Origin of the sequence: Pseudomonas sp. RIT778 (assembly GCF_019718735.1) — a bacterium.
In the GTDB taxonomy this organism is placed as follows: Bacteria; Pseudomonadota; Gammaproteobacteria; order Pseudomonadales; family Pseudomonadaceae; genus Aquipseudomonas; species Aquipseudomonas aphyarum.
In genome coordinates this window covers 119,751-142,360 of the sequence record NZ_JAIHBA010000004.1, presented here as the reverse complement: position 1 = coordinate 142,360, position 22,610 = coordinate 119,751, and the positions used below count along the sequence as shown (strand labels likewise).

Here is a 22,610-nt window from a genome sequence, read left to right as displayed (position 1 = left end):
GGGCTTTTTATTGGCTTTTGAAATCAGACGAGGGGTTTAGGCTCGTGTTCTTTTTCCTGGGCCTCTTCGTGTTGCTCGACCGCTTCCTGAACGGAGCGTGGTGCTTCGGCAATCACGGCTTCAACGGCAGCTTCTTCAGCGACCGGGGCAGGAGCTGCCTCGACCACTTCGGCAACCACTGGCTCGGCAGCGACTGGAGCAGCAGCGGCAGCCAGTTCGGCTTCCTTCTGCAGACGCTCTTCTTCACGCTTGCGACGACGCACTTCACGCGGGTCGTTCGGTGCGCGGCCACTTGGGGTCAGGGCGCTGACCGGAGCAGCTTCAACCACTGGCGCTGGTGCTTCGGCTACTACTGGCGCTTCAACCACAGGGGCTTCAACGACCGGTGCCGGTTCAGCAACAACTACTGGCTCGGCAGCCTTGGCTTCTTCAACGACAGGCGCTTCAACCACTGGCGCTGGTGTTTCAGCGACAGCCGGCTCGGCGACCCAGTTGAATGCGGTCTGTTCTTCGCGAACTTCACGCACGGTTTCGGTCACGGTTTCAGCGACGGTTTCGACAACCGACTCTTCAACTACGGCTGGTGCTTCGAAGGTCACTGCTGGTTCGGCAGCCGCTTCAACCTGAGGCTGAGCTTCGCGAACCGGAGCCACTTCGACTTCCGGAGCAGCAGGTGCTTCAACCGGAGTGGTGGCTTCAACAACCGGCGCTTCTACTGGAGCAGTTTCCAGAGTGGCAGCGGTGGCGCGTTCAGCTTGCTCGTGGGCCTGAGCTTCAGCCGGAGCGCTGATCACGGTGCTGGCAACAGCAGCGGTCACAGCCAGGCCAGCGGCCAGATCGGCAGTGCTTGGCGCTTGAGCGTTTTCGCCGGACTCGGATTCTTCCGAACCTTCGATCACGTTGCCGTTGGCATCACGCTGACGCTCGCGACGGTTGCTGCGACGACGCTGACCACGGGAGCGGCGGCGTGGACGATCGCCTTCGGCGTTCTCCGAACCGTCTTCCGGCAGTTGCTCTTCGTTGGTGGTGATTTCTTCTTCAGCGACGGCAGCAGCGGCCTGTTCGGCACGCGGTTGACGCTCTTCACGCGGAGGACGTGGCGCACGTTCTTCACGCGGCTGACGGGCCGGACGCTCTTCAGCGGTGGCGGCGGCAGCAACGGCTGGAGCGGCATCCAGAGGTTCGCGCAGTTCACGTACGCGTTCTTCACGCTCGCCACGCGGCTTGCGATCTTCACGCGGAGCACGTGGTGCACGTTCTTCACGAGGTGCGCGCGGTGCGCGTTCTTCGCGGGCTACCGGTGCTTCGTCACGGGATTCGCGCGGCTCGCGGACTTCACGTGGTTCGCGCGGCTGACGCTCTTCACGCGGCTCACGTGGGGCGCGCTCTTCACGCGGTGCACGCTCTTCGCGCGGCTTGCGTTCTTCATCGCGGCGACCGTTACGGTTGCGGCTCTGCTGACGACCGTTGCGACGCTCTTCGTTGCGGGCCGGACGCTCGGTGGCTGGTTTTTCAACCACAACCGGAGCAACTGGCTCTTCCTTGGTGGCGAACAGGCTGACCAGCGACTTCACCAGGCCTTTGAACAGGCTTGGCTCTGGCGCGGCAACCGGAGCAGGTGCCGGGGCCGGAGCGGCGACTTCGGTCGGAACCGGAGCGTTGGCGCGGGCCGGAGCCGTCTTGACCGCGGCTTCCTGGCGAACCAGGGTGCGGGTCGCGGCGGCTGGCTGGACGTCTTCGACATCGGCGGCAGCGGCAGCGATTTCGTAGCTGGACTGGTTGGTCGCGGCTTCCGGGCTGTCGTCACGCAGACGCTGAACTTCGAAATGCGGGGTTTCGAGGTGATCGTTCGGCAGGATGACGATACGGGCGCGGGTGCGCAGTTCGATCTTGGTGATCGAGTTGCGTTTTTCGTTGAGCAGGAACGCGGCTACCGGGATCGGCACTTGAGCGCGAACTTCGGCGGTGCGGTCTTTCAGGGCTTCTTCTTCGATCAGGCGCAGGATCGCCAGAGACAGCGATTCGACGTCACGGATGATGCCGGTGCCGCTGCAGCGCGGGCAGACGATGCCGCTGCTTTCGCCGAGCGAAGGACGCAGGCGCTGACGGGACATTTCCAGCAGGCCGAAGCGCGAGATGCGACCGATCTGCACGCGAGCGCGGTCGGCTTCCAGGCATTCGCGGACTTTCTCTTCCACGGCGCGCTGGTTCTTGGCAGGGGTCATGTCGATGAAGTCGATGACGATCAGGCCGCCGATGTCGCGCAGGCGCAACTGACGGGCGATTTCTTCGGCTGCTTCAAGGTTGGTCTGCAGGGCGGTTTCTTCGATGTCGCTGCCTTTGGTGGCGCGCGCCGAGTTGATGTCGATGGACACCAGGGCTTCGGTCGGATCGATGACGATGGAGCCGCCGGACGGCAGTTCGACGACGCGCTGGAAAGCGGTCTCGATCTGGCTTTCGATCTGGAAACGGTTGAACAGCGGAACGCTGTCTTCGTACAGCTTGATCTTGCTGGCGTACTGCGGCATCACCTGGCGGATGAAGGTCAGGGCTTCGTCCTGGGCTTCAACGCTGTCGATCAGCACTTCGCCGATGTCCTGGCGCAGGTAATCGCGGATGGCGCGGATGATCACGTTGCTTTCCTGGTAGATCAGGAATGGCGCGGAACGATCCAGCGAGGCTTCTTTGATGGCGGTCCAGAGTTGCAGCAGGTAATCGAGGTCCCACTGCATTTCTTCGCTGCTGCGGCCAAGGCCGGCAGTGCGCACGATCAGACCCATGTCGGCCGGAGCGACCAGACCGTTCAGCGCTTCACGCAGTTCGTTGCGCTCTTCGCCTTCGATGCGACGGGAGATGCCGCCGGCACGCGGGTTGTTCGGCATCAGAACGAGGTAACGACCGGCCAGGCTGATGAAGGTGGTCAGGGCTGCGCCCTTGTTGCCACGTTCTTCTTTTTCGACCTGAACGATGACTTCCTGGCCTTCGCTCAGGACGTCCTTGATGTTGACGCGGCCTTCAGGGGCTTTCTTGAAGTATTCGCGGGAGATTTCTTTGAGGGGCAGGAAGCCGTGGCGCTCGGAGCCGAAATCGACAAAGGCAGCCTCAAGGCTTGGTTCGATGCGAGTGATGCGGCCTTTATAGATGTTGGCCTTTTTCTGCTCGCGTGCACCGGATTCGATGTCCAGGTCGTAGAGGCGCTGGCCATCTACCAGTGCAACACGCAACTCTTCGGGTTGAGTTGCGTTAATCAGCATTCTTTTCATGTAGTACCGTCGGTTTCCGGGCTGCCGGAAACGGCGTTCGGCACACACGACTTCTCACGGTCGGTGTCAGGTGCGTCGGGAGTGGTTGGCCATTCCCGTGTCCAGCGATGTCCGGCCAATTGGGCCGTTATCGCGACGTACGCGTCCTGCTTGCTGTGGCTACTTAAGCACTCAGTCAGGAGGAGGAATCAACCGGTGGCTGTGGACGAGATGAAGCGTCTTGATAAAGCCTGTTGCTACACAGTCCAGCGGTTGTGCATCTCCACCCTACACGTATCCCTGATAATTCGGGTGCTGCCGCGCGCAGAATCCGCAGCGGGTTGGCATTTACCGTGAGCTCCGAAAGGGGAGGTCACGCATCATGGCTAATTCAGGCGGTGTTTCCGGAGTCTTCGCTCGGGGTCATCCGCGGCTGACTGCACTTTGTGAACTGGCCGTGAATATGGCTCGCGTGGCGAGTCAAAACTCTGCTTTGCGGCGTGATTCAGGCCTCATGTCACCTGCGCTTGTTACAGCTGCAAACTCCACCGTTACGTAGCAAAAGCCCCGTAGGACGGCCTCGCGTCCTGGTGAATTGCGTTGGTCAGGGCCGGTTTTTGACCGTGGTTCCGCTGTCCAGGCCGCTTTTGGCGGCGTTCGCGACTATAGCAGCAATGATTAAGTGCTTCAATTCCATAAAAAATTGTTATCATCGGCGCCATGACGACTACTGCCCCTTCGACTCCAGGCGTTCAACTGCTTGAGGTCTCGCCGGAATATGCCGGCCAACGAATCGACAATTTCCTCCTCGCCCGGCTCAAAGGCGTGCCCAAGACCTTGATTTACCGCATTTTGCGCAAAGGCGAAGTGCGTGTGAACAAAGGTCGGATCAAGCCCGAATACAAGCTGCAGGCCGGCGACATCGTGCGCGTGCCGCCCGTGCGCGTGCCTGAGCGTGACGAACCGGTACCTCTGGCCCAAGGCCTGTTGCAGCGCCTGGAAGCCTCGATTGTCTACGAAGACAAGGCCCTGATCGTGATCAACAAGCCCGCCGGCATTGCGGTTCACGGTGGCAGCGGCCTGAATTACGGCGTTATCGAAGCCTTTCGTCAGTTGCGTCCCGATGCCAAGGAGCTCGAGCTGGTTCACCGTCTCGATCGTGATACCTCCGGCCTGCTGATGATCGCCAAGAAGCGCAGCATGTTGCGTCACTTGCATGCCGCGTTGCGCGGTGACGGCGTCGACAAACGCTACATGGCCCTGGTTCGCGGCAACTGGGCGACCTCGATCAAGCAGGTCCGTGCGGCGCTCGGCAAGAGCAATCTGCGCTCCGGTGAGCGCATGGTCGAAGTCGACGAGGAGGAGGGCAAGGAGTCCGTGACCGTGTTCAAGGTCCTGCGTCGCTTTGGCGATTTTGCCACTTTGATCGAAGCCAAGCCGATCACCGGTCGCACGCACCAGATCCGCGTCCACACGTTGCACGCCGGGCACTGCATTGCCGGTGACACCAAATATGGCGATGACGGTTTCAGTAAGGAAATCCGTGATCTGGGCGGCAAGCGCCTGTTTCTGCACGCCTACATGCTGACCGTGCCGCTGCCCGATGGCGGTGAACTCAAGTTGCAGGCGCCGGTCGATGAAATGTGGGCCAAGACTGTGGAGCGATTGAGTGCGCCCATCTGATTACAAACTGCTGATTTTCGATTGGGACGGCACGCTCGCCGATTCCATTCATCGGATTGTCGAGGCAATGCACTCGGCATCCGGGCGTTCAGGTTTCGAGTTGCGTGATGATTTTGCCGTCAAAGGCATCATCGGTCTGGGCTTGCCCGAGGCAATCCGTACGCTGTATCCCGAAATCAGCGATGCCGAAATGACCTTGTTTCGCGAGTATTACGCCGATCACTACATCGCTGCAGAAGCCGTGCCTTCGCCGTTGTTCGAAGGCGTAGTCGAGTCGATGGCGTCCTTTCGCGAGCAGGGTTATCACCTGGCTGTCGCGACCGGCAAGAATCGTCGCGGGCTGGATCGGGTGCTCAAGGCCAATGGCTGGGAAGATTATTTCGATATCACCCGCGCTGCCGATGAAACTGCAAGCAAGCCGCACCCTCTGATGCTGGAGCAGATCCTTGCGCATTGCGGTGTGCGTGCCGAGCAGGCGCTGATGGTCGGCGATTCGTCCTTCGATCTGCTGATGGCGCGCAATGCAGGGATGGATTCGGTGGCGGTCAGTTATGGCGCGCAATCGATCGAATCGCTGCAGCAATTCGAGCCGCGACTGTCGATCGACCATTTTTCCGAATTGCACGCCTGGCTGGGGCAGCAGGCTTAATACGTTTTTGCTGGGGTGGATGGCATGACCGACGAATGGAAAGCACCGGCCAAGGCAACTGCCGACGACGGTGATGCGAAAAGCTGGAAGCTGCTGGAAAAGACCCTGCTGGCCGGCGTGCAGGAGCAGCGTCGATCGCGGCGCTGGGGCATCTTCTTCAAGCTGCTGACCTTTGTTTATCTGTTTGTTGCGCTGATCCTGTTCACGCCGTTGATGGACATGGAGAAGAGCGCTACGCGCAGCTCCAACTACACCGCGTTGATCGACGTCACCGGCATGATCGCCGACAAGGAGCCTGCCAGCGCCGACAACATCGTCGGCAGCCTGCGCGCGGCGTTCGAGGATAAGAAGGTCAAGGGCGTGATCCTGCGCATCAACAGTCCGGGCGGCAGTCCGGTGCAGTCGGGTTATGTGTATGACGAGATCAAGCGTCTGCGCGGCCTGCATCCTGACACCAGGCTGTACGCGGTGATTTCCGACTTGGGCGCTTCCGGTGCCTATTACATCGCCAGTGCTGCTGATCAGATCTATGCCGACAAGGCCAGTCTGGTGGGCTCTATTGGTGTGACAGCGGCCGGTTATGGGTTTGTCGGCACCATGGAGAAGCTTGGTGTCGAGCGTCGAACCTACACCTCCGGCGAGCACAAGGCGTTCCTCGATCCGTTCCAGCCGCAAAAGCCGGAAGAGACGGCGTTCTGGCAAAGTGTGCTGGATACCACGCACAAGCAGTTCATCAATAGCGTCAAGCAGGGGCGTGGCGATCGCTTGAAAGACAAAGAGCATCCGGAGCTGTTCTCCGGGCTGGTCTGGTCTGGCGAGCAGGCGCTGCCACTGGGTTTGATCGATGGTCTGGGCAATGCCAGTTCGGTGGCGCGTGACGTGATTGGCGAAAAGGAACTGGTGGACTTCACCGTTCAGGAATCGCCGTTCGACCGCTTCTCGAAGAAGCTCGGTGCCAGCGTTGCCGAGAAACTGGCAATGTGGATGGGTTTCAACGGCCCGTCGTTGCGCTGATCGAATGCTGCAAGAAAAACCGGCCTGAGGGCCGGTTTTTTGTGGGTCAGGGAATCTGTACGCCTTCCATCAACAGCATGTCGATCAGGCGAATCAGCGGCAGGCCGATCAGGCTGGTGGCGTCCGGGCCTTCGGTGGATTGAAACAGGCTCACGCCCAGTCCTTCGGCCTTGAAGCTGCCGGCGCAGTCGTAGGGCTGCTCGGCGTGCAGGTAGCGCTCGACGCGGGTCTGGTCCAGCACGCGCATGTGCACGGTGAAAGGCACGCAGTCGACCTGGCAGTGGCCGGTGTGGCTGTTGAGCAGGGCCAGGCCGGTGAGGAAGGTCACGCTGGCGCCGCTGGCGGCCATCAGTTGTTCGCGGGCGTTTTCGAAGGTGTGCGGCTTGCCGATGATGCGCTCGCCGAGTACCGCAACCTGGTCGGAGCCGATGATCAGATGAGCAGGGTGGCTGTCGGCCAAAGCTTGGGCCTTTTGTTCGGCGAGGCGCTTGACCAGCTCGATTGCCGACTCGTCCGGGCGATGGCTTTCATCGATATCCGGCGAGCTGCAGACGAACGGCAGGCGCAGGCGGCTGAGCAATTCCCGACGATAGGTCGAGCTTGAAGCGAGTAATAAAGGCAGCATTCGCATCTCCAGAGGCAGGCGACAGATTCTAGCGGAGCCGCGCAAGTGACGGACAGGGCACAATTTCCTTTGACATGGGTGGGTGCATCCCTATAATGCTGCGCCTATGTTGAATGACCCGATTCCACCTCACGTTGACCCGCGCAAATTGGCTGACCGTGGCACCACCCTTCAAGGTGAACTGCTGCTGGCCGATTTGAAGAGACTCTGCGACCCGCTTTCCGACGATGTCGGTACGGTGCAGGCAAAATTCGTTTTTGAACGAGATGAACGTAAATCTGTGGTGATCCACAGCTTTATCGACACCGAAGTCAAAATGGTTTGCCAGCGTTGTCTTGAGCTGGTCACCCTGCCGATCCACAGCGAATGCAGTTACGCTGTTGTGAAGGAGGGTGCGAATACCCAGTCGTTACCGAAAGGTTATGACGTGCTGGAACTGGGCGAAGATCCATTGGATCTGCAGTCACTGATCGAGGAGGAGCTTCTGCTCGCCTTGCCCATTGTGCCTGCTCATCATCCGGAAGAATGCCAGCAGCCGGCGGGAGCAGATGAGCCCGAACCGAGCGAGGACGAGGTAACGCGGTCCAACCCGTTCAGTGTATTGGCGCAGTTAAAGCGTGACCCAAACGTTTAGGAGTTAATCAATTATGGCTGTTCAGCAGAACAAAAAATCCCGCTCTGCCCGTGACATGCGCCGTTCGCACGACGCTCTCGAGGCTAGCACCCTGTCTGTAGAAAAAACCACTGGTGAAGTTCACCTGCGTCACCACGTATCGCCAGAAGGCGTATACCGTGGCCGTAAAGTGATCGACAAGGGCGCTGACGAGTAATCACTTGTCCGCTCAAGTCATCGCGATTGACGCAATGGGCGGGGACTTCGGTCCCCGCAGCATTGTTCAGGCCAGCCTTGCTTGCCTTTCTGCTACACCCTCGCTGCACCTGACCCTAGTCGGTCAACCCTCCCTTCTTGAAGAACTGATCACCGGCCAATCGGCTGCCGATCGCGCGCGCCTGACGATTGTTCCGGCGTCCGAAGTCATCACCATGGACGAAAAACCTGCCCAGGCCCTGCGTGGCAAGTCGGACTCGTCGATGCGTGTCGCCCTCGAATTGCTGCGTGACGGCAAGGTTCAGGCCTGTGTCAGTGCCGGCAATACCGGTGCCTTGATGGCCCTGTCGCGATTTGTGCTCAAGACCCTGCCGGGGATTGATCGTCCGGCCATGGTCGCCGCGATCCCTACCCAGAAGGGCTATTGCCAGTTGCTCGATCTGGGCGCCAACGTCGATTGCAGCGCCGAGCATCTGTTGCAGTTTGCCGTGATGGGGTCGGTGGCGGCGCAAACCCTGGGCATTGCCCGACCGCGTATCGCGCTGCTGAATATCGGTACCGAAGACATCAAGGGCAATCAGCAGGTCAAGCTGGCTGCGACGTTGCTGCAGGCTGCTCGGGGCATCAATTACATCGGTTTCATCGAAGGCGACGGCTTGTATCGCGGCGAGGCAGATGTGGTGGTTTGCGACGGTTTCGTCGGCAATATCCTGCTCAAGTCCAGCGAAGGTCTGGCGACCATGATCGCTGCGCGCATCGAGGCCTTGTTCAAGAAAAACCTCGCCTCCCGCGCTGTCGGCGCACTGGCGCTGCCATTGATGAAGCGTCTGCAGGCTGATCTGGCACCTGCGCGACATAACGGCGCAAGCTTCCTCGGTTTGCAGGGCATTGTCGTGAAAAGTCACGGTTCGGCCGGGGTTCAGGGGTTTCAGAGTGCCATTCAGCGAGCGCTGATCGAGATTCAGGAGAATCTTCCCGAACGCCTGCACGGCCGTCTGGAGGATTTGTTGTCTTAGGCGTTTTCGTCGGACAATGCTTAAATGTGACCGCCCGGTTCAAAGGGCCATCCAACTGTCAGTTTCTTGCGTCCCTCTAGCGGGATGCCATTTTTCCGACGACAAGATCATTAGGGGCTTGTTACATGTCTGCTTCCCTCGCATTCGTCTTTCCAGGACAGGGTTCGCAGTCCCTCGGCATGCTGGCCGAGCTGGGCGCGCAACATCCACTGATCCTCGAAACTTTCAAAGAAGCATCCGATGCTCTGGGCTACGACCTGTGGGCGCTGACCCAGCAGGGCCCGGAAGAGCTGCTCAATCAAACCGACAAAACCCAACCGGCCATTCTGACCGCTTCGATCGCCCTGTGGCGTCTGTGGTTGGCGGAAGGCGGTGCGCGTCCGGCCTTCGTTGCCGGTCACAGTCTGGGTGAATACAGCGCGCTGGTCGCTGCCGGCAGCCTGAGCCTGGCCGACGCGGTAAAGCTCGTTGAACGCCGTGGCCAACTGATGCAGGAAGCCGTTCCGGCCGGGCAGGGCGGCATGGCTGCCATCCTCGGTCTGGAAGATGCCGATGTTCTCGCTGCCTGTGCCGAAGCGGCGCAAGGCGAAGTGGTCAGCGCGGTGAACTTCAACTCCCCGGGCCAGGTGGTGATCGCCGGTGCCAAGGCTGCCGTTGAGCGCGCCATCGAAGGCTGCAAGGCTCGTGGCGCCAAGCGTGCCATGCCGCTGCCGGTCAGCGTGCCGTCGCACTGCGAGCTGATGCGCCCGGCCGCCGAGCGCTTCGCCGAATCCATCGCTGCCATCGACTGGCAGGCGCCGCAGATCCCTGTGGTACAGAACGTCAGCGCCCAGGTGCCGGCGGATCTGGAAACCCTCAAGCGTGATCTGCTGGAGCAACTCTACAAGCCGGTACGCTGGGTCGAGTCCGTACAGACTCTGGCCGCCAAAGGCGCGACCAACCTGGTCGAGTGCGGTCCTGGCAAGGTGCTGGCCGGTCTGAACAAACGTTGCGCCGAAGGCGTTTCGACTTCCAACCTCAATACCCCAGACGCTTTCGCTGCTGCTCGCGCAGCGGCTGTCTGAATCAGGAGAAGCTTGCATGAGTCTGCAAGGTAAAGTTGCACTGGTCACCGGCGCAAGCCGTGGCATCGGCCAAGCTATCGCACTGGAACTGGGTCGTCAGGGCGCCATCGTTGTTGGCACCGCGACTTCCGCTTCGGGCGCCGAGCGCATTGCTGCGACCCTGAAGGAAAACGGCATTCAGGGCGCAGGTTTCGAACTGAACGTCACCAGCGACGAATCGGTTATCAAAGTGCTGGCGAGCATCCAGGAGCAGTTCGGTGCGCCGGTGGCGATTCTGGTCAACAATGCCGGCATCACCCGCGATAACCTGATGATGCGCATGAAAGACGACGAGTGGTACGACGTGATCGATACCAACCTGAACAGTCTGTATCGCCTGTCCAAGGGCGTTCTGCGCGGCATGACCAAGGCGCGTTGGGGCCGAATTATCAGTATTGGCTCGGTGGTGGGTGCCATGGGCAACGCTGGCCAAGTAAACTATGCAGCCGCCAAGGCCGGTCTGGAAGGTTTCAGCCGTGCCATGGCGCGTGAAGTCGGTTCGCGTTCGATTACGGTCAACTCGGTAACCCCAGGGTTCATCGACACCGATATGACTCGCGAGCTGCCTGAAGCACAGCGTGAAGCCTTGCAGACGCAGATTCCGCTGGGCCGTCTGGGACAAGCTCAAGAGATCGCGTCCGTGGTCGCTTTTCTTGCATCCGACGGTGCGGCATACGTGACCGGGGCTACAATCCCGGTTAACGGCGGGATGTACATGTAATTCAAATGTGACGGATTGCTTCAAAAAAATGTCATACGAGCTGTCTAAAATCCGTTATAAAGCTGCAATCTATTTATAGGCAGAGGGCCGCAGGGTTTGAGGAGTGAAGCTTTCAGTTGAAAAGCTGAAAAGTCTTTCTATACACTTACCCACTGGCCAGCTGCCTGAATTTGTCCATTAGGAGTGAAAACAAGGTATGAGCACCATCGAAGAGCGCGTCAAGAAAATCGTTGCCGAGCAACTGGGTGTTAAAGAAGAAGAAGTGGTCAACACCGCTTCCTTCGTAGAAGACCTGGGTGCCGACTCCCTTGACACCGTTGAGCTGGTGATGGCTCTGGAAGAGGAATTCGAGACCGAAATCCCTGACGAAGAAGCTGAGAAGATCACTACTGTACAAGCTGCAATCGACTACGTTACTAGCCACCAGGCGTAATAGTTTGTAATCGTTGCTTGCTGTCATGGAAAAACCGCACTGCCATCATGGCGTGCGGTTTTTTCTTTAGGCCTGATGCAAAGTCGTCATTTGAAAAAGGAGAGTGCTGTGTCGCGTAGACGCGTCGTAGTCACCGGTATGGGTATGTTGTCGCCACTGGGCACGGATGTGCCGAGCAGTTGGCAGGGCATTCTGGCTGGCCGCAGTGGCATTGGTCTGATCGAACACACCGACCTTTCTGCCTATTCCACCCGCTTTGGCGGCTCGGTAAAGGGCTTCAATGTCGAGGAATACCTGTCGGTCAAGGAAGCGCGCAAGCTCGACCTGTTCATTCAGTACGGTCTGGCGGCCGGCTTTCAAGCCGTACGCAATGCCGGTCTGGAAGTCACCGATGCCAACCGTGAACGCATTGGCGTGGCCATGGGTTCGGGTATCGGCGGTCTGACCAACATCGAAGAAACCAGCCGCACCCTGCACGAGACTGGCCCGCGCCGGATTTCTCCGTTCTTTGTGCCTGGCTCGATCATCAATATGATTTCCGGTTTCCTGTCCATCCACCTGGGTGCACAGGGGCCTAACTACGCCATCGCCACAGCGTGTACCACCGGTACGCACTGCATCGGCATGGCGGCGCGCAACATCATGTACGACGAAGCCGACGTGATGATTGCCGGCGGTGCCGAGATGGCCGCGTGCGGTCTGGGCATGGGCGGCTTTGGTGCTTCCCGTGCGCTGTCGACCCGCAACGACGAGCCGACCCGCGCCAGCCGTCCGTGGGACAAGGGTCGTGACGGTTTCGTACTGTCCGACGGCGCCGGTGCCCTGGTGCTCGAAGAACTCGAGCACGCCAAGGCCCGTGGCGCGACCATCTACGCCGAACTGATCGGTTTCGGCACCAGTGGCGACGCCTTCCACATGACTTCGCCACCCGCCGACGGCGCTGGTGCCGCGCGCTGCATCACCAATGCGCTGCGCGATGCGAAGATCAACGTCGATCAAGTGCAATACATCAACGCCCACGGCACTTCGACCCCGGCCGGTGACCTCGCTGAAGCCAACGCGATCAAGTCGGTGTTCGGTGATCACGCCTACAAGCTGGCGGTCAGCTCCACCAAGTCCATGACCGGTCACCTGCTGGGTGCGGCGGGCGCGGTCGAGGCGATCTTCAGCGTGCTGGCGATCAACAGCCAGGTGGCGCCGCCAACCATCAACCTCGATGAGCCGGACGAAGGCTGCGACCTCGATTTCGTGCCGCATACCGCGCGCAACATGGATATCGATGTCGTGCTGTCCAACTCGTTCGGGTTTGGCGGCACCAACGGCACGTTGGCGTTCCGTCGGTTCGCCGGCTGATGGACTGCTGGGTCGACGGTCTGCCGGCTGACGCTCTGTCGCTGAAAGATCGCGGCCTGGCTTACGGCGACGGTCTGTTCGAGACCATCGCCGTGCGTGGCGGTCAGCCGTTGCTGCTGGATCGGCATCTGACGCGACTGGCCGATGGCTGTGCGCGTCTGGCCATCGCAGCCGACATCGAGCAGGTTCGCCATGAGCTGCAATCCTATGCCGCCGCAATGGGCGAGGGCGTGCTCAAGCTCATCCTCACCCGTGGCGACGGATTGCGCGGTTATGCGCCGGATCCTTCGGCGCAGGGCCGACGCATTCTGCAAGGCAATCCTCCCGCCGCTTATCCAGCGGCCCACGCCGAGCAGGGCGTTCGCCTGTTTCCGTGCAGCACGCGCCTGTCCAGGCAGCCGTTGCTCGCCGGGCTCAAACACCTCAATCGACTGGAACAGGTCATTGCCCGCGCTGAATGGCAGGACACTGAGCATGTCGAAGGTTTGATGCTCGACCAGGCCGGTCGGGTGATCGAAGGCGTGTTCAGCAATCTGTTCCTGGTGCGTGACGGTGTGCTGATCACGGCGGACCTGAAACGCTGCGGCGTGGCCGGTGTGATGCGCGCAGAAATATTGTTTCAGGCCGAGTCCCTGGGCATCCCCGTGCAAATCACCGACATCCCCCTGGAACAGCTGCAATGGGCCGATGAAGTCTTTGTCTGCAACAGCGTGTATGGCGTCTGGCCGGTACGCGCCTGTGCTGCTCTGAGCTGGCCGGTTGGCCCGCTCACCCGTAAACTGCAAACCATTGCCCGCGCGCTACTGGATGCCTGATTCGTGAGACGTAAACTTTTGCTGCTGCTGGAAACCGGACTGGTTCTGGCAGGGCTGCTGTTGGGCGCCAGCGCCTGGAAGATTCATTCGGCACTGGAACAGCCCCTGAACATCACGCAGGAAGAACTGCTGGATGTGCCCAAGGGATCCACCCCGACCCGTACTTTTCTTGGACTCGAAGCCGATGGCGTCATCAAGGACGCTTTCTGGCTGCGGGTCTATTGGCGTTTCAACCTGGCCGGCACGCCGATTCACAGCGGTGAATACCGCATGCAGCCGGGCATGACCGTCAACGGCCTGATCGACCTGTGGAAACGTGGCGATGTGGTTCAGTACAGCCTGACCCTGGTCGAAGGCTGGAACTTCCATCAAGTGCGCGCCGCGCTGGCCAAAGATGAAAAGATCGAGCAGACCCTCAACGGCCTGAGCGACAGTGATGTGATGGCCAAAATCGGTCACAAGGGCCTGTTCCCTGAAGGCCGCTTCTTCCCCGACACATACCGCTTCGTGCGCGGTGTGACCGATACCGAACTGTTGAAAAAGGCTTTCGACCGCCTCGACGAGGTGCTGGCCAAGGAGTGGGAAAAACGCTCCGCCGACGTGCCTTACACCGAGCCCTATCAGGCGCTGATCATGGCGTCGCTGGTGGAGAAGGAAACCGGCGTGCCTCAGGAACGTGGCCAGATTGCCGGCGTCTTCGTGCGGCGCATGGCGCTGGGCATGCAGCTGCAGACCGATCCGACGGTGATCTACGGCCTGGGTGATCGCTACAACGGCAAGCTGACTCGTGCGCATCTCAAGGAAGCCACGCCGTACAACACGTACATGATTCCGGGTCTGCCGCCGACGCCGATCGCCATGGTCGGACGTGAAGCCATTCACGCCGCACTCAACCCGGTGGATGGCACCAGCCTCTACTTTGTTGCCCGTGGTGATGGCAGCCACGTGTTCTCCGATGATCTGGATGCGCACAACAATGCGGTGCGCGAGTACCAGCTCAAGCGGCGCGCGGATTACCGCTCGAGCCCGGCGCCTGCGACCGCGCCCGAGGCCGCGCCGGCAGCCGAGGAGGCGATTCCTGCCGCTTCACCCGATACTGCACCGGAATCGTTGCCGCAGCCGCCTGTTCAAGAGCCTGCGCCGACGCCGGAACCGGAAGCCTCCGCTCCCCAAAACACGCAATGACTTTGATTAAGGACTGCCTGTGACTGGCTTGTTTATTACCCTGGAAGGCCCGGAAGGCGCCGGCAAAAGCACCAACCGCGAATACCTCGCCGAGCGCCTGCGCGCCGCCGGTATCGAAGTGGTGCTGACCCGCGAGCCCGGCGGTACGCCGCTGGCCGAGCGCATTCGTGAGGTGTTGCTGGCCCCGGTCGACGAAGTGATGAACCCGGACACCGAGCTGCTGCTGGTGTTCGCCGCCCGTGCCCAGCATCTGGCTGAAGTCATTCGCCCGGCGCTGGCCCGTGGTGCGGTGGTGCTGTGTGACCGTTTCACCGATTCTACTTACGCCTATCAGGGCGGCGGTCGCGGCTTGTCGCTGGAGCGCATCGCGGCGCTGGAGACTTTCGTGCAGGGCGATTTGCGTCCCGACCTGACGCTGATTTTCGATCTGCCGGTGGAAATCGGCCTGGCCCGGGCCAGCGCTCGGGGTCGTCTGGATCGTTTCGAGCTGGAAGGCCGTGAGTTTTTCGAGGCCGTACGCAGTGCTTTCCTCAAGCGCGCCGAAGCCGATCCGGCGCGTTACGTGCGGATCGACGCCGGTCAGCCGTTGGCCAAGGTTCAACAATCGCTGGATACGCTGATTCCGAACTTGCTGGAGTTGAGCCGTGGCTGAGGCCTATCCGTGGCAGGACAGCCTCTGGCAGCAACTGGCCGGTCGCACTCAGCACGCCCACGCGTATCTGTTGCATGGCCCGGCCGGTATCGGCAAACGCGCGCTGGCCGAGCGGCTGATGGCCAGCCTGCTGTGCCAGCGTCCGACGCCTGAAGCCTGCGGCGAGTGCAAATCCTGCCTGCTGCTCAAGGCCGGCAGCCACCCGGACAATTACATCCTCGAACCGGAAGAAGCGGACAAGGCGATCAAGGTCGACCAGGTGCGCGATCTGGTCAGTTTCGTGGTGCAGACCGCGCAACTGGGCGGGCGCAAGGTGGTGCTGATCGAGCCGGTGGAGTCGATGAACATCAACGCCGCCAACGCCTTGCTCAAGAGCCTTGAAGAGCCGTCCGGCGATACCGTGTTGTTGCTGGTCAGCCACCAGCCGAGCCGGTTGCTGCCGACCATCAAGAGTCGTTGCGTGCAGCAGGCTTGCCCGCTGCCGAGCGAATCCATGAGCCTGCAATGGCTGGCTCAGGCACTGCCGGAATGTTCCGAAGACGAACGGGTCGAACTGTTGACTCTGGCCGCCGGCTCACCGTTGGCCGCCGTCACGTTGCAGGGGCAGGGCGTGCGTGAACAGCGTGCGCAGGTTGTCGAAGGCGTGAAGAAGCTGCTCAAGCAGCAGCAATCGCCGACGCAACTGGCCGAAGAGTGGAAAAACATTCCGATGCTGCGTCTGTTCGACTGGTTCTGCGACTGGTCGAGCCTGATCCTGCGCTATCAATTGACCCAGGATGAAGCAGGCCTCGGCCTGACCGACATGCGCAAGGTCGTGCAGTACCTGGCGCAGAAAAGTGCTCAGCCTAAAGTGCTGGATATTCAGGACTGGATCCTCGCCCAGCGTCAGAAAGTCCTGAGCAAGGCCAACCTCAATGCGGCGTTGCTGCTGGAAGCGTTGCTGGTGCAATGGGCGAGCTTGCCTGGCCAAAGATAAGAATGTGTACCTAGACTCTGAACATCAGCAGTGGAGGTCAACATGAATGAACCTGTCAGCCCGGGGCCGCGCAACGGCATCTTGTCCCTGACCATCAAGGACAAGTCGGTCCTTTACGCCGCCTACATGCCGTTCATCAAGAATGGTGGCCTGTTCATCCCGACCAACAAGAGCTACAAGTTGGGCGATGAGGTGTTCATGTTGCTGAACCTGATGGACGAGGCAGAGAAGATTCCGGTGGCCGGCAAAGTGGCCTGGATCACCCCCAAAGGCGCCCAAGGCAACCGCGCAGCGGGCGTCGGCGTGCAATTCAACGATGGCGACAACACCGCGCGCAGTCGCATCGAAACTCATCTGGCCGGAGCCCTGAAGTCCGACCGTCCCACTCATACGATGTAAGTTGCAGCCCTTTTTATGCTTGTAGATTCCCATTGTCACCTTGATCGCCTCGACCTCGCCGCTCACGACGGTTCCCTGGATGCCGCGCTGGATGCGGCCCGTCAGCGCGGGGTCGGACACTTCCTGTGCATCGGCGTCAGCGCCGACAACGCGGCCGATGTCAAAGCCCTCGCCGAGCGTTACGACGACGTCGATTGTTCGGTCGGCGTGCATCCGCTGGATGTGCAGCCGGGCGCGGCGCCGGCGCTGGACTGGCTGTTGCATGAGCTCAATCACCCGAAAGTGGTGGCGATCGGTGAAACCGGTCTGGACTATCACTACGAGCCGGAAGCCGCCGAACTGCAGCAGGAATCGTTCCGTCTGCACCTGCATGCAGCACAGCAGACTGGCAAACCGGTGGTCATCCACACCCGTGGCGCCCGCGCCGACACCCTTGAGTTGTTGCGCGAAGCCGCGCTGTCCCAGGCCGGTGTGCTGCATTGCTTCACTGAAGACTGGGACATGGCCAAGGCGGCGCTGGACATGGGTTATTACATTTCCCTGTCGGGCATCGTCACCTTCCGCAATGCCGACGCACTGCGCGATGTAGCGAGCAAGGTTCCGGCCGATCGCCTGTTGGTGGAAACCGATTCGCCGTACCTGGCGCCGATCCCGTATCGCGGCAAACCGAACCTGCCGCAATACGTGCGGGAAGTGGCAGAGTTTCTGGCGATGCTGCGCGGCGAGAACTACGAGCGTTTTGCCGAGCAGACCACCGAGAATTTCAAGCGACTGTTTCCGCTTGCGAATGTAAAAGCCTGAATCGCAGGCAAAAAAAACCCGGGTTCTGGGGGGTGAATCCGGGTTAAGACCATTAGGAGTAAAACAAAGGCACGCGGTCCCTTGGTACCTTTACCGGCGCGACACTTGGGGGAGATGTCGCCCGACAGTTCAAGTATTGATCAGTCTGGCGCCGAGTCCAGTTGGCCGGCCGGGGTTTTTAAACAAATTTGGAATACGTTCGCTTCGGTTATGTTCTCATTCCCCCCGAAACGTTCGTGAAATGAACAAGAAACACAGATATGGTCGGATGATCCGTGCATTTTTGCGCAAGTTAGGCATAATACGCGGCTTCGAATTTTGACCCCTACAGACCTTTTCTTATGCACAAAGAACCTCGTAAGGTCCGTGAGTTTCGTCGCCGCGAGCAAGAAATTCTCGATACCGCGCTCAAGCTGTTCCTCGAACAAGGTGAAGACAGTGTCACCGTCGAGATGATTGCTGATGCCGTGGGTATCGGCAAAGGCACGATCTACAAGCACTTCAAGTCCAAGGCCGAAATCTATCTGCGCCTGATGCTCGATTACGAGCGCGACTTGAACGAGCTGTTGCACTCGGCCGATGTCGACAAGGACAAGGAAGCGCTGTCCCGTGCCTACTTTGAATTCCGCATGCGCGACCCGCAGCGCTATCGCCTGTTCGATCGCCTGGAAGAGAAGGTGGTCAAGGGCAATCAGGTGCCCGAGATGGTCGAGGAGCTGCACAAGATCCGTGCCTCGAACTTCGAACGCCTGACGCTGCTCATCAAGGGCCGCATCAGCGAAGGCAAGCTTGAGGACGTGCCGCCGTACTTCCATTACTGCGCTTCCTGGGCGCTGGTGCACGGCGCGGTGGCGCTGTATCACTCGCCGTTCTGGAGCAATGTGCTGGAAGATCAGGAAGGTTTCTTCCAGTTCCTGATGGATATCGGCGTGCGTATGGGCAACAAGCGCAAGCGTGACCCTGAAACCCCAAGCAGCTGAATCATTCAGTCGCCTTATGCGCCGTGTTTTTCGCTACATGGCGCAGTACCGCAGGAATATACTCAGGCATAGGGCTTGCTAAAACTTGAATTGTGAGTCAAGTTTTAGCCGCTCGATTTTCCATCGCCGGAGTGCTTCATGATCGTTGACCGTCAAGGCAGGCGTTTTCGCAATTTGCGGATCAGTCTGACTTCAGCCTGCAATTACGCCTGTACCTACTGCGTGCCCAACGGCAAGCGGCTGGTGGCTGCGCAGGATGAACTGTCGGCCGAGGCCATGGCACGTGGCGTGGCCTATCTGATCGAAGCCGCCGGCATCGAGCGCCTGCGCATCACCGGCGGCGAGCCGCTGGTCAGCCCCAAGCTCGAATCCTTCATGAGCGCCGTCGGCAGGATGGGCCTGGAAGACATCAGCCTGACCACCAACGGTCAGCTCCTGGCGAAAAAACTCCCGCTGCTGGTCGATGCCGGCCTGCGACGCATCAACGTTTCCCTCGATACCCTGGACGCCGGCGCGTTCCGCAGCATTGCCCGTGGCGGCGATCTGGCCACCGTGCTGGATGGCATGGATCAGGCGGCCGCGGCGGGGATGAAGATCAAGGTCAACATGGTGCCGTTGCGCGGACAGAACCTCGACCAGGTGATGCCGCTGCTCGATTACTGCCTCGAGCGCGGCTTTGAGCTGCGCTTCATTGAGCTGATGCGCATGGGCCACCTGGCCTCTGATTCCAATGCCTTCCTGCAACAGTTCGTCAGCCTGCAACAGCTGCTGAGCCTGATCGGCGAACATTACGAGTACGCGCAAACCGACGCGCCGGTGGACGCCACGGCGGTTCGCTATGCGATTCCCGGTCGGGGCAACTTCGGCGTGATCGCCAACGAAAGCGTGCCGTTCTGCCGAACCTGCTCGCGCCTGCGCCTGTCGTCGACCGGATGGCTGCATGGCTGCCTGTCGTCGAGCAACCGCCACTACGTCGGTGACCTGCTCGACAAGCCGCGTCACGAAGCGCTGCCGGCGTTGCAGCGACTGCTGGTCAAGGCTTTGGGCGACAAGCAGGAAGTCGCATTCTCCGGCGGCGCCACCGTTATGAAGATCATCGGCGGCTAAGTCCGGTTTAGCCACAAAGTCTTATTTCAAAGCGGATACCTGCACATTTCCAAGGACTGGCGCAAAAGCTGCATCCTACGGCCATTCGCCGGTTTTCCGTCACCGGCTTCTGGAGGATTAGGATGCGTAGCCTGGTTTTGCTGCTGGCCGTTTTGGCGCTGGGCGGCTGTATGACTGTCAGTGACATGGCCGAAGGGACTCGCTACCAGATGAGCGACGCTGGGCTGCTGGATCACAGCGACAGCCGTCGCGTAAACAATTTCCGCATTCAGCCGGATTCGTTCATCTACATTGCGCAAGGCTCGTTCGCGCCGCCGGGTGGTTCTTACCCGCGTCCCAACGTCGTCGCCGAAGAGGCCTTCAAAGGCTTCGTCGAATACTTCCCGATGGTCCGCCGCGCCCGCGCGCCGGAAGGCCTCGATCAGGCGATGGGCGAAGCTCGCGACGCCGGTGCCCACTACCTGCTGTACACCCGTTTCGCCAAGGCGGACGACCGCATCGGCAACTCCGATGAATGGCTGGATCAGGAAGCAGTGGATCGCCTCGGTATCGACGGCGGCGTGATTCAGATCATGTTGATCGAGACCAGCACCCAGTATTTGATTGATACTGCACGGATCAAGAGTCGTGGCGGTTTACTGACGTTCCACGACAACAAGCCCGAAGACCTGATCGGCCCACCGCTTGCGCAGTACGCGCGCAGCCTGCTGGGCGTCGGGGACCAGTAATTCAAGGAGTACGCCATGAGTGGCCCGCAAAAAGCCAATGACCTGCTGGGGCAAATCCCCAAAACCAAAGGCTTGCCGCCGGTGCACTTGTGGAACCCGGATTTCTGCGGCGACATCGACATGCGCATCGCCCGCGACGGAACCTGGTATTACCTGGGCACGCCGATCGGGCGCAAGCCGATGGTCAAGCTGTTCTCCACCATCATCCGCCGCGACGGCGATGACTATTTCCTGATTACTCCGGTTGAGAAAGTCGGGATCAAGGTCGACGACGCGCCATTCGTGGCGATTGCCGTCGAGGTGGAAGGCGAGGGTGAGGCGCAAGTGCTGCGCTTCACCACCAACGTCGATGAAACCACCGAGGCCGGCGCGGAACATCCGATCCGGGTCGAGATCGATCCGACCACGCAAGAGCCCGCACCTTACGTGCATGTACGCACCAACCTCGAAGCGCTAATCCACCGCAACGTGTTCTACCAATTGGTCGAACTGGCAGTCAGCCGTGAAATCGATGGCCAGCGCTGGCTCGGCGTCTGGAGCGGCGGCGAGTTCTTCCGCATCGGTCTCGAACCTTAAAAAAACCGCAGTCTGTGAAAGCAGGCTGCGGTTTTTTGTCGTTGACTCTTAATCGTATGATGATTAGCGTGGGCATCCACAGCGAACGGCTTCGGGGTGTCCATGTCGAGCAGTTTTCACGCATCAACGGTTGACTGGCTGGGCGCCTGGATTGCCGCCGGCCAGGTCAAACCCGGGCAGGCGATCAAGGTCGAGGCCGATCTGGGCGAGCAGCTCGGGGTCAGCCGCACCGTGATCCGCGAAGCCATCAAGACCCTCGTCGCCAAAGGCATGCTCGAAGTCGGGCCGAAAGTCGGCACGCGGGTGCTGCCGATCAAGCGCTGGAACCTGTTCGATCCGCAAGTCGTGGGCTGGTTGTCACGCAGCGGCCTGCCGGAAAACTTCGTCGATGACCTGCTCGACCTGCGCCGCACCATTGAACCGATGGCAGTGCGCTGGGCCTGCGAGCGGGCGACCGTCGAACAGGTCCAAGCCGTGCAGCAGGCCTACAACGCGCTCGAGCGGGCGGTCGACAGCGGCATCGATTACAACCGCGCCGACCAGTTCTTCCACGAATGCATTCTCGCCGCCAGCCACAATCAATTCATCGAGCAAATGGTGCCGGCCCTCGGCGCGCTGCTTGCCGTGTCCTTCGAAGTCTCGGCGGCCGATCCTGACGAACTGCGCCGCACTTTGCCCATCCACAAAGACATGGCCGACGCCATCGCCGCCCGGGATGCCGCGCGCGGGGTGTGGGCCTGCATGACCCTGATCGACAATGCCGACCTGGCCATCAAGCGGTTCTACCCGCAGGTGATGGCCGACAAAAAAGCCAGCTGACAAAAACAACAAGACAGGAGGTTGCATGACGTGGACTGCGGTGACAGAACATCGGGCGCAACTGGGCGAAGGCCCGTTCTGGGATGCGCCGACCCAGGCGCTGTACTGGGTGGACATCGCCGGCCAGCAGGCGCTGCGGCTGATCGGGCAGAACGTGCAGATCTGGCAGATGCCGGAGCACGTCTCGGCGTTCATTCCTTGCGCCAGCGGCGACGCGCTGGTGACCCTGAGCAGCGGCGTCTACCGGCTCGATCTCGATTCCCCCGGACTTGAGCCGCGACTGACGCTGTTCTGCGTCGCCGACCCGCAGCCGGGCAATCGCGCCAACGAAGCACGTTGCGATGGCCAGGGCCGCTTGTGGCTCGGCACCATGCAAAACAATATCGGCGAGCAGGGCGAGGATCTGCCGATCACCCGTCGCTCCGGCGGGCTGTTCCGGGTTGATCCGGATAAACGCGTCACGCCATTGCTGCGTGGTCTGGGCATTCCCAACACGCTGCTCTGGAGCGACGACGGCACCACGCTGCTGTTCGGCGACAGCCTCGACGGCACCTTGTATCGCTATTTCATTCACACCGACGGCAACCTCGACACTGCCCAGCCTTGGTACAGCGCCGATCAGAACGGCGGCCCGGACGGTTCGGCGATGGACGCCGAAGGCTACGTGTGGAACGCCCGCTGGGACGGCAGCTGCCTGCTGCGCCTGACGCCGTATGGCCAGATCGACCGCAAGATCGACCTGCCGATCAGCCGCCCGACCAGTTGCGTATTCGGCGGCGCCGACCTGAAAACCCTGTACATCACCAGCGCCAAAAGTCCGTTGAACCACCCGCTGGATGGCGCCGTGCTGTCTTTGCGAGTGGACGTCGCCGGAAAGCTCTGTACGCGATTCGCTGGTTAAATC

General features: G+C 60.5%; 24 protein-coding genes. 22 read left to right on the top strand and 2 right to left on the bottom strand.

Translation table 11 applies throughout. The annotated features are described in order from the left end of the window. Positions 1–23 precede the first annotated feature (23 nt). On the bottom strand, positions 24–3,263 hold the full coding sequence (gene rne, locus K5E37_RS03750; protein ID WP_221533163.1) for a ribonuclease E: 3,240 nt from the start codon (positions 3,261–3,263) through the stop codon (positions 24–26). 699 nt (positions 3,264–3,962) lie between these two features. Here rne and rluC point away from each other — a divergent pair. From rluC to K5E37_RS03735, 3 genes are read left to right on the top strand one after another with little or no spacing between them, the layout of a single operon-like run. Then, positions 3,963–4,925 carry a 23S rRNA pseudouridine(955/2504/2580) synthase RluC gene (gene rluC / locus K5E37_RS03745; RefSeq protein WP_007950779.1) on the top strand — a complete coding sequence of 321 codons (963 nt, stop codon included), beginning with the start codon at positions 3,963–3,965 and terminating at the stop codon, positions 4,923–4,925. Beyond that, positions 4,912–5,574, top strand: a complete 663-nt coding sequence (locus tag K5E37_RS03740; RefSeq protein ID WP_085607333.1) for an HAD-IA family hydrolase — start codon at positions 4,912–4,914, stop codon at positions 5,572–5,574. The genes rluC and K5E37_RS03740 overlap by 14 nt, the downstream gene beginning before the upstream one ends. Positions 5,575–5,598: 24 nt before the next feature. Continuing rightward, positions 5,599–6,588 (top strand): S49 family peptidase, encoded by a 990-nt coding sequence (locus tag K5E37_RS03735; protein ID WP_085607331.1) that lies wholly within the window; start codon positions 5,599–5,601, stop codon positions 6,586–6,588. Positions 6,589–6,634: 46 nt separating this feature from the next. On the opposite strand, the gene K5E37_RS03730 is transcribed toward K5E37_RS03735, so the two are convergent. Next, entirely contained in the window at positions 6,635–7,213 is a 579-nt protein-coding gene (locus tag K5E37_RS03730; RefSeq protein ID WP_085607329.1) for a nucleoside triphosphate pyrophosphatase, read from the bottom strand. Positions 7,214–7,319: 106 nt separating this feature from the next. Here K5E37_RS03730 and K5E37_RS03725 point away from each other — a divergent pair, with 106 nt between their 5' ends. The 19 genes from K5E37_RS03725 (at position 7,320) to K5E37_RS03635 (ending at position 22,607) form a co-directional block, all read left to right on the top strand. Then, positions 7,320–7,847 (top strand): YceD family protein, encoded by a 528-nt coding sequence (locus K5E37_RS03725; RefSeq protein ID WP_003204262.1) that lies wholly within the window; start codon positions 7,320–7,322, stop codon positions 7,845–7,847. 13 nt (positions 7,848–7,860) lie between these two features. Further along, complete coding sequence (gene rpmF, locus K5E37_RS03720; protein ID WP_003179396.1) at positions 7,861–8,043, top strand: 50S ribosomal protein L32; 183 nt, start codon at positions 7,861–7,863, stop codon at positions 8,041–8,043. 4 nt (positions 8,044–8,047) lie between these two features. Beyond that, positions 8,048–9,058, top strand: coding sequence for a phosphate acyltransferase PlsX (gene plsX, locus K5E37_RS03715; RefSeq protein WP_221533162.1), 1,011 nt, complete (start codon positions 8,048–8,050; stop codon positions 9,056–9,058). 125 nt (positions 9,059–9,183) lie between these two features. Further along, complete coding sequence (fabD, locus tag K5E37_RS03710) at positions 9,184–10,122, top strand: ACP S-malonyltransferase (protein ID WP_007950787.1); 939 nt, start codon at positions 9,184–9,186, stop codon at positions 10,120–10,122. 16 nt (positions 10,123–10,138) lie between these two features. Then, on the top strand, positions 10,139–10,882 hold the full coding sequence (gene fabG / locus K5E37_RS03705) for a 3-oxoacyl-ACP reductase FabG (protein ID WP_221533161.1): 744 nt from the start codon (positions 10,139–10,141) through the stop codon (positions 10,880–10,882). Positions 10,883–11,078: 196 nt separating this feature from the next. Further along, the gene (gene acpP / locus K5E37_RS03700; protein ID WP_003175607.1) at positions 11,079–11,315 is read left to right on the top strand and encodes an acyl carrier protein; all 237 of its coding nucleotides are present in this window, start codon (positions 11,079–11,081) and stop codon (positions 11,313–11,315) included. Positions 11,316–11,423: 108 nt separating this feature from the next. Then, complete coding sequence (fabF, locus tag K5E37_RS03695; protein ID WP_007908259.1) at positions 11,424–12,668, top strand: beta-ketoacyl-ACP synthase II; 1,245 nt, start codon at positions 11,424–11,426, stop codon at positions 12,666–12,668. Then, positions 12,668–13,483 (top strand): aminodeoxychorismate lyase, encoded by an 816-nt coding sequence (gene pabC, locus K5E37_RS03690; RefSeq protein ID WP_221533160.1) that lies wholly within the window; start codon positions 12,668–12,670, stop codon positions 13,481–13,483. The genes fabF and pabC overlap by 1 nt, the downstream gene beginning before the upstream one ends. Before the next feature lie 3 nt (positions 13,484–13,486). Beyond that, complete coding sequence (gene mltG, locus K5E37_RS03685) at positions 13,487–14,668, top strand: endolytic transglycosylase MltG (protein ID WP_221533159.1); 1,182 nt, start codon at positions 13,487–13,489, stop codon at positions 14,666–14,668. A gap of 19 nt (positions 14,669–14,687) precedes the next feature. After that, positions 14,688–15,320 (top strand): dTMP kinase, encoded by a 633-nt coding sequence (gene tmk / locus K5E37_RS03680; RefSeq protein WP_007950797.1) that lies wholly within the window; start codon positions 14,688–14,690, stop codon positions 15,318–15,320. Further along, a complete protein-coding gene (locus K5E37_RS03675; protein ID WP_221533158.1) occupies positions 15,313–16,296 on the top strand; it encodes a DNA polymerase III subunit delta' in 984 nt (327 codons plus the stop codon). Before tmk ends, K5E37_RS03675 begins: the two co-directional genes overlap by 8 nt. A gap of 42 nt (positions 16,297–16,338) precedes the next feature. Continuing rightward, positions 16,339–16,695, top strand: a complete 357-nt coding sequence (locus K5E37_RS03670) for a PilZ domain-containing protein (RefSeq protein ID WP_007950801.1) — start codon at positions 16,339–16,341, stop codon at positions 16,693–16,695. A gap of 15 nt (positions 16,696–16,710) precedes the next feature. Continuing rightward, entirely contained in the window at positions 16,711–17,496 is a 786-nt protein-coding gene (locus tag K5E37_RS03665) for a TatD family hydrolase (RefSeq protein ID WP_221533157.1), read from the top strand. 341 nt (positions 17,497–17,837) lie between these two features. Continuing rightward, a complete protein-coding gene (locus K5E37_RS03660) occupies positions 17,838–18,476 on the top strand; it encodes a TetR/AcrR family transcriptional regulator (protein ID WP_007950805.1) in 639 nt (212 codons plus the stop codon). Positions 18,477–18,614: 138 nt separating this feature from the next. Then, complete coding sequence (locus tag K5E37_RS03655; RefSeq protein ID WP_085607317.1) at positions 18,615–19,583, top strand: GTP 3',8-cyclase MoaA; 969 nt, start codon at positions 18,615–18,617, stop codon at positions 19,581–19,583. A 122-nt stretch (positions 19,584–19,705) separates the two neighbouring features. Beyond that, complete coding sequence (locus tag K5E37_RS03650) at positions 19,706–20,311, top strand: DUF4823 domain-containing protein (protein ID WP_007950810.1); 606 nt, start codon at positions 19,706–19,708, stop codon at positions 20,309–20,311. Between the two features lie 15 nt (positions 20,312–20,326). Further along, a complete protein-coding gene (locus K5E37_RS03645; RefSeq protein WP_221533156.1) occupies positions 20,327–20,887 on the top strand; it encodes a DUF1285 domain-containing protein in 561 nt (186 codons plus the stop codon). Between the two features lie 102 nt (positions 20,888–20,989). Beyond that, entirely contained in the window at positions 20,990–21,706 is a 717-nt protein-coding gene (locus tag K5E37_RS03640) for a FadR/GntR family transcriptional regulator (protein WP_007950814.1), read from the top strand. A 25-nt stretch (positions 21,707–21,731) separates the two neighbouring features. Next, on the top strand, positions 21,732–22,607 hold the full coding sequence (locus tag K5E37_RS03635) for an SMP-30/gluconolactonase/LRE family protein (protein ID WP_221533155.1): 876 nt from the start codon (positions 21,732–21,734) through the stop codon (positions 22,605–22,607). The last annotated feature ends 3 nt before the right edge of the window (positions 22,608–22,610 follow it).